The 11,147-nt window shown below is 70.2% G+C and carries 13 protein-coding genes; 7 read left to right on the plus strand and 6 right to left on the minus strand.

The window, feature by feature from the left end:
- Positions 1-317: 317 nt before the first annotated feature.
- Positions 318-1,052, minus strand: a complete 735-nt coding sequence (locus tag AB0I18_RS21480) for a DNA alkylation repair protein (RefSeq protein WP_363107137.1) — start codon at positions 1,050-1,052, stop codon at positions 318-320.
- 49 nt (positions 1,053-1,101) lie between these two features.
- On the opposite strand from AB0I18_RS21480, the gene AB0I18_RS21485 reads away from it, so the two are divergent.
- A complete protein-coding gene (locus tag AB0I18_RS21485) occupies positions 1,102-1,878 on the plus strand; it encodes a TVP38/TMEM64 family protein (RefSeq protein WP_363107138.1) in 777 nt (258 codons plus the stop codon).
- Positions 1,879-1,899: 21 nt separating this feature from the next.
- On the opposite strand, the gene AB0I18_RS21490 is transcribed toward AB0I18_RS21485, so the two are convergent.
- Complete coding sequence (locus tag AB0I18_RS21490; RefSeq protein WP_363107139.1) at positions 1,900-3,069, minus strand: thiolase family protein; 1,170 nt, start codon at positions 3,067-3,069, stop codon at positions 1,900-1,902.
- A 96-nt stretch (positions 3,070-3,165) separates the two neighbouring features.
- On the opposite strand from AB0I18_RS21490, the gene AB0I18_RS21495 reads away from it, so the two are divergent.
- The gene (locus AB0I18_RS21495; RefSeq protein WP_363107216.1) at positions 3,166-3,651 is read left to right on the plus strand and encodes a helix-turn-helix domain-containing protein; all 486 of its coding nucleotides are present in this window, start codon (positions 3,166-3,168) and stop codon (positions 3,649-3,651) included.
- 62 nt (positions 3,652-3,713) lie between these two features.
- Here AB0I18_RS21495 and AB0I18_RS21500 read toward each other — a convergent pair whose 3' ends face one another.
- The 3 genes from AB0I18_RS21500 to AB0I18_RS21510 are packed head-to-tail and all read right to left on the minus strand — an operon-like array spanning position 3,714 to position 6,576.
- Complete coding sequence (locus AB0I18_RS21500; RefSeq protein WP_363107140.1) at positions 3,714-4,445, minus strand: cupin; 732 nt, start codon at positions 4,443-4,445, stop codon at positions 3,714-3,716.
- Entirely contained in the window at positions 4,439-5,386 is a 948-nt protein-coding gene (locus tag AB0I18_RS21505; protein WP_363107141.1) for a PmoA family protein, read from the minus strand. Before AB0I18_RS21505 ends, AB0I18_RS21500 begins: the two co-directional genes overlap by 7 nt.
- Entirely contained in the window at positions 5,383-6,576 is a 1,194-nt protein-coding gene (locus AB0I18_RS21510; protein ID WP_363107142.1) for a Gfo/Idh/MocA family oxidoreductase, read from the minus strand. The genes AB0I18_RS21505 and AB0I18_RS21510 overlap by 4 nt, the downstream gene beginning before the upstream one ends.
- Before the next feature lie 318 nt (positions 6,577-6,894).
- Here AB0I18_RS21510 and AB0I18_RS21515 point away from each other — a divergent pair, with 318 nt between their 5' ends.
- The gene (locus AB0I18_RS21515; RefSeq protein ID WP_363107143.1) at positions 6,895-7,770 is read left to right on the plus strand and encodes an undecaprenyl-diphosphate phosphatase; all 876 of its coding nucleotides are present in this window, start codon (positions 6,895-6,897) and stop codon (positions 7,768-7,770) included.
- Positions 7,771-8,056: 286 nt separating this feature from the next.
- Here the strand turns inward: AB0I18_RS21515 and AB0I18_RS21520 are convergent, their stop codons facing one another.
- Positions 8,057-8,635 carry a carboxymuconolactone decarboxylase family protein gene (locus AB0I18_RS21520; RefSeq protein ID WP_363107144.1) on the minus strand — a complete coding sequence of 193 codons (579 nt, stop codon included), beginning with the start codon at positions 8,633-8,635 and terminating at the stop codon, positions 8,057-8,059.
- Between the two features lie 241 nt (positions 8,636-8,876).
- On the opposite strand from AB0I18_RS21520, the gene AB0I18_RS21525 reads away from it, so the two are divergent.
- The 4 genes from AB0I18_RS21525 (at position 8,877) to AB0I18_RS21540 (ending at position 11,084) form a co-directional block, all read left to right on the plus strand.
- Positions 8,877-9,152: a helix-turn-helix domain-containing protein gene (locus AB0I18_RS21525; protein WP_363107217.1), complete on the plus strand. Its 276-nt coding sequence runs from the start codon at positions 8,877-8,879 to the stop codon at positions 9,150-9,152.
- A gap of 183 nt (positions 9,153-9,335) precedes the next feature.
- Positions 9,336-9,515 carry a hypothetical protein gene (locus AB0I18_RS21530; RefSeq protein WP_363107145.1) on the plus strand — a complete coding sequence of 60 codons (180 nt, stop codon included), beginning with the start codon at positions 9,336-9,338 and terminating at the stop codon, positions 9,513-9,515.
- 40 nt (positions 9,516-9,555) lie between these two features.
- Complete coding sequence (locus AB0I18_RS21535; protein ID WP_363107146.1) at positions 9,556-10,488, plus strand: hypothetical protein; 933 nt, start codon at positions 9,556-9,558, stop codon at positions 10,486-10,488.
- 101 nt (positions 10,489-10,589) lie between these two features.
- Positions 10,590-11,084 (plus strand): nuclear transport factor 2 family protein, encoded by a 495-nt coding sequence (locus AB0I18_RS21540; RefSeq protein ID WP_363107147.1) that lies wholly within the window; start codon positions 10,590-10,592, stop codon positions 11,082-11,084.
- The last annotated feature ends 63 nt before the right edge of the window (positions 11,085-11,147 follow it).

Raw genomic sequence — 11,147 nt, forward strand, 5'->3', positions numbered from 1 at the left:
CTTCGGTGTCAGTCGGATGTGTCAGTCGGACTGAGTGATTGCCCCGGCGGCGGAAGCGGCCGGGACGGGGACCCCAAGGACTCTCCGACCCTCCCCCTGCGGGGTCCGCCGGACGATCCGGGAAGGGTCAGCTTCGGGCGCCGTCTGCGGCGGCCACGGTGAACAGGACGGCAGCCTTCGTGGCATCCGCGACCGCGGATGCTGCGAGAGGGAAGGCGTACCGGAACATGAGGAGATCTTCGCTGACGCGTCTGCCCACGTCGAATGGTTTTCCGCGGCCGGGATGTCAGCCCGAGTCGGGTGTTTCCGCCGGTGCGTCAGGGGCCGATGTTCCTGAGGGCCTCACGTACGGACAGGGGCGCGAGCCGCTCGCGTTCCCGGGCGACGAAGTCCCGTACCGCCTCCGGGTCCGTCTTCGCGTACTCGCGCAGACACCACCCGATGGCCTTCCGGATGAAGAAGTCGGGGTGGCCGGACTGCCGGACGCAGTACCCGAAGAGGCGTTCGGCGTCGGTGGCTTCCTTGTGGCGGAGCTGGTGGAGCAGGGCCGTGCGGGCGACCCAGAGGTTGTCGTCCTCGATCCACGCGTCCATGTCGGACCTCAGCTTCGGGTCGGCGGCCACCAGGCCTCCCACCACATGGCAGGCGAGCAGGTCCACGGTGTCCCACCACGGGACCGTGGAGACGAGATGGCGCGCCACGGGCAGGAACCCGGACGAGAGACGCCTCACATTGCGGCGCAGGTAGTCAACTGCGAAGTACTGGTACTCGCGCTCCGGCAGACGCCAGCAGTGCAACGCCACCGCCGTGCAGTCGGCCTCGTCGGGGCGGGGCGTTCCCGCAAGGACGACGCGGGAGAGCGCGCGACGATCGGGCGTGGTCAGACCGAGGAAGGGGGCGATGTCCTTCATGTACGCGCGCAGCGACACGGCCCGTTCCGGATCGGCCGACGCGGCGTACGTGACGGTGAGCCGCTCCAGCAGGGTGTCCGCGAGAGCACTGCCCGGCATCTCCGAACGGCCATCTGACGTTCCGGAAGCTGTGACGCCCATGAGACGAACCATACGGCGATCACACACATTGGTCAGTTAGTGTCACCGGATGCTCGATGCCACCACCCACTCTGGGGGCACCGCCACGGCCACTCCCCCGGTCACCGCCACGGAGCTCGTCACCATCGAGCTCGCCCCCGCCGCACCAACAGGTCTGGCCGCCCGCTGCACGAGAGCACTGCTCTCTCCATGGTCGCGACTGTCCCTGCTGGTGTCGCTGCTGGTGGCGGCCGCCTCGACCGTGCTGCTGTTCGAGCCGCAGAAGCTGCTGTCCGACGGCTGGCCGCCGCAGCTGAACGGCACCGCGGCGGCCGTGGTGTTCGCGGTGGCCTACGGGCTGTGCACGGTGGCGTTCGTGCCACGGCCGCTCCTCAATCTGGCGGCCGGCGCCCTCTTCGGTTCGCAGCTGGGCCTCGGAGCCGCGCTCGCCGGTACGGTGCTCGGTGCCGGGATCGCCTTCGGTCTCGGCCGGATGCTCGGCCAGGACGCACTGCGGCCCCTGCTGCGCGCCCGCTGGCTCAAGGCGGCGGACGGCCAGCTCAGCCGCCACGGCTTCCGCTCGATGATGGCCGCCCGGCTCTTCCCCGGGGTGCCGTTCTGGGCCGCGAACTACTGCGCGTCCGTGTCCCGCATGGGCTACCTGCCCTTCCTCCTGGCCACGGCACTCGGCTCGATCCCGAACACCGCGGCCTACTCCGTCGCCGGCGCCCGGGCCTCGACACCGACCTCCCCGGCCTTCCTGATCGCCATGGCCTGCATCGCGATCCCGGCCCTGGTGGGCGCGGTGGTCGCCTGGCGCAAGCGCCACCATTTCCGCGCCCGCTGACGGGCCTGGGCTCGACTCCGGTTACAGCCCTTCCAGCACCATCGCGTTGGCCAGTCCGCCCGCCTCGCACATCGTCTGCAGCGCGTACCGAGCCCCGCGCATGCGCATCGCGTGGACGAGCGTGGTGGTCAGCCGGGTGCCGCTCGCGCCGAGCGGGTGGCCGATCGCGATCGCGCCGCCGTTGACGTTGACCTTGGAGAGGTCCGCGCCCGTCTCCTGCCGCCAGGCGAGGACGACACTGGAGAAGGCCTCGTTGACCTCGAAGAGGTCGATGTCGTCGAGGGTCAGCGAGGCCTTGCGGAGCACCTTCTCCGTGGCGGGGATGACGCCGGTGAGCATCAGCAGCGGGTCCGATCCGGTGACGGCGAAGCTGTGCAGCCGGGCCAGCGGCCGCAGGCCGAGGCGGGCCGCGGTCTCGCTCGACATGATGAGCACGGCGGACGCCCCGTCGTTGATCGGGCTGGCGTTGCCCGCGGTGACGTTCCAGTCGATCTGCGGGAAGCGCTCACCGAAGGCCGGGTCGAAGTAGGCGGGCCTGAGTCCGGCGAGGACCTCGGTGCTGCTGTCGGGCCGGACGCACTCGTCGCGCGTGACGCCCTCAAGAGGCGCGACCTCGTCGGCGAACAGGCCGTTCTCCCACGCGGCGGCGGCCTTCCGGTGCGAGTCCACCGCGAAGGCGTCCATCTGTTCCCGGGAGATCGACCACTTGGCGGCGATCAGCTCGGCGCTGATGCCCTGCGGAATCATCCCCTCGGGATAGCGCTCGGCGACACCCGGTCCGAAGGGGTCCTTGCCCTCCGGCACGTTCGACCACATCGGTACGCGGCTCATGGACTCCACCCCGCAGGCCACGACGATGTCGTACGCCCCCGAGATGACGCCCTGCGCGGCGAAGTGCACGGCCTGCTGGGACGACCCGCACTGGCGGTCCACCGTCGTCGCGGGCACCGACTCGGGGAAGCCCGCGGACAGGACGGCGTAGCGGGTGGTGTTCATGGCCTGCTCGCCGACCTGGTCGACGGTGCCGCCGATCACGTCGTCGATCAGCGCGGGGTCGACGCCGGAGCGTTCGACGAGGGTGCGGAGGGTGTGGGCGAGGAGTTCCACGGGATGGACGTGGGCGAGCGAACCGTTCGGCTTGCCCTTGCCTATGGGGGTGCGTACGGCTTCGACGATGACTGCGTCACGCATGGTCTGGCCCCTCGGAGTCAATGGGTTTGCTTTCCAAACCCACTAAGTGACTCCACGGTAGCCGAGTGGGTTTGAAGAACCAACCCACCACCTAGACTGGATCGCATGAAGGACGCCCGCCCCTGCTCGATCGCCGACACGCTCGCTCTCGTCGGCGAGAAGTACTCCCTGCTCGTCCTGCGCGAGGTGACCCTGGGCGCCACCCGGTTCGACCAGCTGGTCCGCAACATCGGCGCCCCGCGCGACGTACTGACGGCCCGCCTGAAGCGACTGGTCGAGGCCGGTGTCCTGGAGAAGATCGCCTACAGCGAGAAGCCGCGGCGCTTCGAGTACCGGCCCACCCTGGCCGGCCTGGAGCTGGAGCCGGTGCTGCTCACGCTCATGGCATGGGGCGACCGCCATCTCAACGACGGCGATCGCCCCATGGTGCTCGAACACGTCGGCGGCCCCGGACACACCGGCGGCCACGAACTGGTCCCGGTCGTCACCTGCGCGGAGTGCGGCGAGCAGGTCCGGCACGACGACCTGACATCCCACCCGCAGGCCCCGGGGTGGACGGTGACGGGGCCCGCGGTGGCGTGACCCGGGAAGCCGGGTCACGCCGAACCGGGACTACGTCGAACCGGGATCACGCCGAACGGGGGTTACGTCCCCCGATAGACGTCGAGCCGCCCGCACATCCCGAACTTCCCGTACGCCGACGGCAGTTCCGCCCGCACGGCGGCCTCGGCGAGGTGCGACACGTCCCCGCGCTCCAGCCGGTCGAGCTGCTCCCCCGTCGCCGAGGCCGCAGCCTCGGCGCCCCGCCGCCACCGCTCGCGCCATTCGGCGAGCCGGGGCCGTACGAGCGCTGCGGCGGCCTCGTGGAACGCGGCGAGCGGCTCGGGCCCGGCCGCGTCGCGCAGCGCCCGGTAGCCCTCCAGGGCGAGGTCGCGCCGGGTGCGGGCGATCCGCTCCTTCTCCTCCTCGGGCGCGTCCGCCGGAATGGCGGTCGCGGCGGCGTACGTCTCCGGGTCGGTCAGGTACTTCGGCGGCAGCGTGAGCACCGCGTCCCCCGCCTCCGGGAGCCCGCTGTTCTGCATGAGGACGGTGATGCGCAGGTCGTCCTCGTTGACCAGCCGGTGGATCGTGCCCGGCGTGAACCACGCCACCGTGCCGGCCGCGAGCGGTGTGACCTCGTACCCGGAGGTCGTCAGGGTCTGCACCGCGCCCCGCCCGCCCGTGACGACGTACGCCTCCGAACAGGTCAGGTGGAGATGGGGGGTTCCGCCGCACACCCCGTCGGCGGCGGGCCAGTCGTAGACCGACAGATGCGAGACGGCGACGCCGCCGGGGAGCCCCGTGAAGCCGGTCGAGTCGGGGCCGGCGGTCACCACGGGTGCTCCGACAGGTACTTGGCGATCTCCTCGCGCTCCCAGGCTCCGTCGGCGACGACGACGCGGTAGCGGCGGGTGAGGGTGTCGCCGGGAGCGAGTTCGAGCTCGTCGAAGAAGGAGAAGGAGGGGGCGACGGCCGCGAACGGCTCGTTGCGCACGAACCAGTGGGCCGGGTGGGCACCGCCCTCGCCGGTGTGGTCGTTCTCGGGGGCGTGCGCGAAGACGAGTGTGGCGTGCCCGTCGGTGACGTCGTGCTCACCGGAGTACGCGAGCCAGGGCGCCTGCTCCCCCATCAGGTCGGGCCCTTCGCCGTCGGGCCCGATGATCCGCCCGTCCCGGAAGGCACGCGGACCGCGCCAGAACAGGCCCGTGTAGCCCGCCATTTCACGTCCCGCGGTGGTCGGGCTGCCGAAGCGCAAAGGCTCGTCGCGGCGGTTGGTGACGGCCGTCGTCCAGGTCAGCGCCCAGGAACCGGACGCCGGGTCCACGTCGTGCACCTCGACGCGGCGCTCCTCCTCGGCCCACAGCGAGCCGTCGTACGGGTGCCAGGTGAGCCGCTCGGCGATGACCGCGCGGCTGTCGCCGGTACCGCTCTCAGCGGTGACCTCGTCGAACTTGACGTGCGCCATCGACCCGACACGCTCAGGGAGTTCGAGATATCCCTCTCCGTGAACGTATGTGTTGCCGCCCCACAGGTTCGCCCCCGACAGATGGGAGGCGGTCATCTGCAGGCCCTTGTGCCAGCGATGGTCGTTGGGCCGGTAGTCGGTGACAACGTTGCCCGCCAGCGTCCTGAGCGGATGCAGATACGGCTTGGGGGCTTCCCAGGCCGCCTCGGGGCCGTAGACGTAGCTCAACAGCTCGACGCCTGTGGTGGGTTCGGTGATCGTGATGCGGTCGCCGTGGGCGTGGACGATGCGCAGGCCGTCCCGTGCGGTCATGCCGATGCCTCCAGGTGCGTCGCGGGTGCCCAGCCGGGCGCGCCGCCGTGCAGTGCGGTGTAGTAGGGGTCGCCGGGACCGATCTCCCCGGCACGTACGGTCACGTCCGTGAACGCCGACTTGTAGAGCGCGGTGATCAGCTCCAGGCTGGTGCGCCCGTCGGCACCGCTGCTGCGCGGCCGCTCGCCCGCCCGCATGCTGGCGACCAGGTCACGCAGCTGGGCCAGGTGCGAACTCGGCACGTCCGCGCCGAAGTCCTGCCATGCCGCCACGTCCTCGGCCGACGCGTCGGGCACCGGCGTGATGCGCCAGTTCTCGTTGCTGTGACCGTAGAGATGGGTCAGCTCGACCGTCGCACGCTCGCAGTCGATGCGGATCCGGCTGACCTCGTCCGGGCTGAGCACGCTGTTGACGACGGTCGCGAGCGCGCCGCTCTCGAAGCGGACGAGCGCGGTCGAGACGTCCTCCGTCTGGACGTCGTGCACCAGGCGCCCGGCCATGGCCCGCACCTCGCTCCACGGTCCGAGCAGGTCGAGCAACAGGTCCATCTGGTGGATGCCGTGTCCCATGGCGGGCCCGCCACCCTCGGTCTGCCACTTCCCGCGCCAGGGCACCGCGTAGTAGGCGGCGTTCCGGTACCAGGTGGTCTGGCAGTGCGCCACGAGGGGCCGCCCCATGGCTTCGTCGGCGATCAGCCGCCGTACGTGCTGCGCGCCCGAGCCGAAGCGGTGCTGGAAGACGATCGAGGCGTAGGGGCCGCCGTCGGTCCCCTCCTCGGTCTCCACGGCGTCGAAGTCGGCGAGCGTCGGCACCGGCGGCTTCTCGCACCACACCCAGGCACCGGCGCGCAGGGCGGCGACGGTCTGTGCGCGGTGCAGGGTCGGCGGGGTGCAGATCGAGACGAGATCCGGTCGCTGTTCGGCCAGCATCCGGTCGAGATCGGTGTACGCGTGCGGGACACCGCCGTCCGCGCAGAACAGCTTCACCGCGTCGGCGTCGATGTCGACCGCGGCGACGATCTCCACCTCGCCCTCGGCGGCGAGTGCGGCGAGCGCGGGCAGATGGCTGCCGGAGGCGATGGCTCCGGTGCCGATGACGGCGGCCTTGATACGGCGGCCGTCGAGCGGGGCCGCGGGATGGTTCTCCTGCTCGGGCGACTTGCTGGTGGTGGCGTCGCGGGAGGTACGCATGTACGAGATCAGCACTCCATCGGACGTGACAGCGGTTCTGGCAGACGCCTGCGGACGCGGGGGCCATGAGATGGCCACCGATGACAGCAAGCGCTTTCACTCCTCGCCGCAACGTAAGCGGCGGCATCGTGGCGGGTCAACACCCTGTTCACCGTCGTGGGGTCTCGGCTGGGGAGGCCCTGTCGCCGCACGCTCCCCACGGGGCGCTACGCTGCCCCGGGCGCGCCTGATCACCGCAAACGACAGCAACGACAACACGGCACGCCCGTCCGGCCATTCGCTCCGCTTCCGCCCTCAGCACTTGGATCACGTAACTTCATGTCTTGGTTTGAATCCCTCATCCTCGGACTCGTCCAGGGGCTGACCGAGTTCCTTCCCATCTCCTCCAGCGCGCACCTGCGCCTGACCGCGGCGTTCGCCGGCTGGAAGGACCCGGGAGCGGCCTTCACCGCGATCACCCAGATCGGTACGGAGACGGCGGTGCTGATCTACTTCCGCAAGGACATCGTGCGGATCATCTCGGCGTGGTTCCGCTCGCTCACGAACAAGGCGATGCGGAGTGACAACGACGCGCAGATGGGCTGGCTCGTGATCATCGGCTCGGTTCCGATCGGTGTGCTGGGTGTCACTCTCAAGGACCAGATCGAGGGGCCGTTCCGCGATCTGCGCATCACCGCGACGACGTTGATCGTGATGGGCATCATCCTGGGCGTCGCGGACCGCCTCGCGGCGCGTGACGAGACGGGCGGCAAGCACCGGGCGATCAAGGAGCGCAAGTCGCTCCAGGACCTGAGCGTCAAGGACGGCCTGATCTACGGCGTCTGCCAGGCGATGGCCCTCATCCCCGGCGTCTCCCGGTCCGGCGCCACCATCAGCGGCGGCCTCATCATGGGTTACACCCGCGAGGCCGCGGCCCGCTACTCGTTCCTGCTCGCCATCCCGGCGGTGCTCGCCTCCGGCCTCTTCGAGCTGAAGGACGCGAGCGAGGGCGGTCACGTCACGTGGGGTCCCACGATCTTCGCGACGATCATCGCCTTTGTGGTGGGTTATGTCGTAATCGCATGGTTTATGAAGTTTATTACCACCAAGAGCTTCATGCCGTTCGTCTACTACCGCATCCTGCTCGGCATCGTCATCATCGTCCTGGTCAGCACGGGCGCGCTGAGCCCGCACGCGGCGGAGTCGGCGGGCTGATCGGGCTGACGGCCGTCAGTGCGTCGCGCATGACGGAGCCGCCCGCCTGATTCCCCCGTGGCGGGCGGCCCGTGCTTCGGTGTCCGGAGATCTGATTCGGCGGCGGCGACGTAAGCGTCCTGGGCCACTGGACGACACCGGCCTGAGCCGGCGACGGGATTCGAACCCGCGTCTCTCTCGTTGCAGGAGAAGTAGCCGCAGCCTTCGCACCTGGACGTGAACAACCGTAGCGGGGCGGGGTCTTACCGGCACCCGATTAACGCCCCGAGCTCCGTCGGTCGAGCACTCACCCTTGCGACCCTTCCGCCCCTTCCGGAAACGCCCGCGCCCACGGCTCCGGCTCGATCTCCAGTCCGTTGAGCACGTACGCGATGGTGCGGTACCAGCCCGCGAGCACCAGGAACTCCAGGGCTTCGAGTTCGTCGAGGTGCTCACGGAGAGCGGCCCAGGCCCCGTCGCTCAACCGGACCGAGTCGTGAAGCTCGTCGACGGCCTGGAGGAGAGCCGCCTGGCGAGCCGTCCAGGCCGGGTCGGTCGAGGCACCGGTGACCGTGAGCGGGATCTGCTCCGGGGTCAGGGCGGCGGCCTCGGCGTACGCGACCACGTGGACGCCCCACTCGTACGCGCAGCCGCAGCGGGCGGCGACCCGGGCGATGACCAACTCGCGGTCGGCGTCGGAGAGCCGGCCGTGGACGAGCAGGGCCGCACCCAGGTCCCGCATGCGGGAGGCGAGGTCGGGATGGCGCGACAGAACCTTGAAGAGCATCAGAGGTTCGACCGTGACGCCGGGTGGCATCCAGCGGCGTAACGTGCGCTCGATTTCGGGATCGTAGGGCGGCTTGACGCCGTCGATACGCTGCTTCATACCTCCCCACTCTTGCGCTTCTGAAATCGAAGCGCAAGAGTGGGAACGCACGGGAACGGACGGAGAGTTGTCAGTTCGGTGAGGCAACCGGCGGCTCACAACCTGCACGGACCGGCGCGGATGCCGCGGCCAAGGACTCGCACGGACGTGTACGGATGGACTTGTACGGAGGTGAGGCACCGTGAGCGCGACACCCCGCCCCGGCCGCCCCGTGCGCGGTTCGGACACCGGCCGTCCCGTGATGGCCGCGCTCGACCTCCTCGGCCGCCGCTGGACCCTCCGCGTGATCTGGGAACTCCACCAGAACGGCACGCCGATCGGTTTCCGCGACCTCCAGCGCCGCTGTGACGCCATGTCCTCCAGCGTCCTCTCCGCCCGCCTCACCGACCTCCGCGAAGCGGGCATCGCGGAGCCGACGGACGACACCACCTGGCGCCTCACGCCCCTCGGCGAAGGCCTCGTGACAGCCATGGGTCCGCTGCTCGACTGGTCGTACACGTGGGCCGAACAGCAGTGAGACGGCGGCGAGATGGCGAGGGGATGTCCGTGGAACAGCAGCGAGACGGTTCCGAGAGGGGCAACCGACCGGCCCGGTCCCCAACTCGCCGGCCCTCGGAGGTTTATTTTCGTGACCAACCGCATACTGGATCGGTAGTCGTTCGGTAGCGGACCGTCAGTCCTTGGCCCTACGCTTGTGCGCATGTCCCCCAATTCCGTGGCCCCTGGTTCCGCGCGGTCCGCTGCCGCGCTGAATGAGCAGATCCGCGCGTTATGGATACGCGCCGGCGGCTCCCTGTCGGCACAAGAGAAGGCCGAGTACGAGCTCCTGGTCGTGGAGTGGGCGGCGGCGGTACGCGACGAGGTCATCGAAGCCGCGTGAACTCCGGTGCCGCTGTGCACCGCATGCGGTCAGGAGAGGCATGGACGTTCCCCCCGTGGGTCCCGGCACCGCGCCCGAGAAGTGGTTGCTGCGCGTCGGTGTTGCGGGCCTCCTCATTGGGGCCCTGGGGGCGGCGGTGGGTTGCTTCGAGGGATTTCAGGAGGGCACGGCGGCCGGTGACTTCGCGTGGGTCATGATCTTCTTCGGCGGTCTGTTGACAGGCGTCACGGCGTGGGCCGGCCTGGTACGCGGGCTGGATCCCGAGTCGAGGAGGGAACGTCGCCGCAGAACAGCGGTCCGACGCTCCCGGCAGGCGCCCCTGGCCGCCGCCGAGCTGACCCATGAGGCCCTCCTCGAAGCAGCCGTGCGCTCGGCGGCCGAGGCCGCACAGCCGCGGCCACCCGCACCCGTGACCGGCAGTCGGCGGCGCTTGGTCTGGTGGCGCGAGGTCGACCTGCTCACCGCCTTCGGCCTTCCCGGCATCGCCGCAGGCACCGTCTTCACAGGGCTTGTCGGGTTCGGCGGCATGCTGCACCTCTTCGGCGGGGTCGGCGGCGGGTGGTTCTTCCTCGTCGTCTCGGCCGGCGGTCTCGTGGCCATCGTGTTCGAGGCGCGATTCGCCCGCGGTCTCGCCCGCGTGGCCATCAGTGAGCCGGTCCGCCCGATGCGCTGGCTGCTGCTGCGCGAACCGGACGCGGGCGAGGCCTACCTGGTGCTGTACCGGGCCGACGGCGACCCGGACGAGGCCCCGCCGATGCTGCTGCGGCTCGCCAAGAAGCGGCAGGCACGACGCCTCCCGCCGGCGGGCGTCGCGGACGTCAACGGGCCGCTCCGTCCCGTCACCATCCTCGTGCCATGGATCGACGGCTCACCCGTGTGGACCCGCCATCCGGTGACCGCACTCGACCTGACGACCGAGCGCGACCGAGGACGGCTGACCTACCTCAAGGAATCCGGGACCCACGGCCGATAGGCGCTCCTCGCGAGCGGCGCGCGATGCCGGGGAAGCGGACGGCCGGTGAATATCCGGCACGCCCTCTTGGCGCGGCCCTCCCCGTGGCCAACACTGTGCCGATGACGCAGCGCGTGGAACTGGCGACGGTGATGGACCGGCTCGCGGTCGACGGACTGATCACCGAGTACGCGGTGGCGGTCGACGACGGGGACTGGACGGCGTACCGGGGGCTGTTCGCGCCGGACGGGCGGGCGGACTACCGGTCGGCGGGCGGTATCGAGGGGGATGCCGGGCAGATTGCCGAGTGGCTCGCGAAGACCATGGAACTGTTCCCCATGCGGCAGCATCTGATCGTCAACCGGCAGGTGCGGTTCGAGCTGCTGGAGCAGGACACGCACGACACGGGGGACACGGCCCGGGTCCGCGCGGACTACGTCAATCCGATGCGGTTCGCGGGACCCGACAGCGGATCCACCGCGCCCGACTTCGTGTGCGGCGGCCGCTACGACTTCGGGCTGCTGCGTACGGACGACGGCTGGCGAGTGAGCGAGGTGGTCATCCAGGAGATGTGGCGCCGGACAGCGCAGCCGCGTGAGGAGCCCGCCGCCACCTGAGCCGATGCCCACTTACCGAGATCGTCCCGGTGCGCGCACACTGGAGTCACGCACCGTGCTTCG

It is taken from the genome of Streptomyces sp. NPDC050704, from assembly GCF_040654355.1.
Taxonomy (GTDB): domain Bacteria; phylum Actinomycetota; class Actinomycetes; order Streptomycetales; family Streptomycetaceae; genus Streptomyces.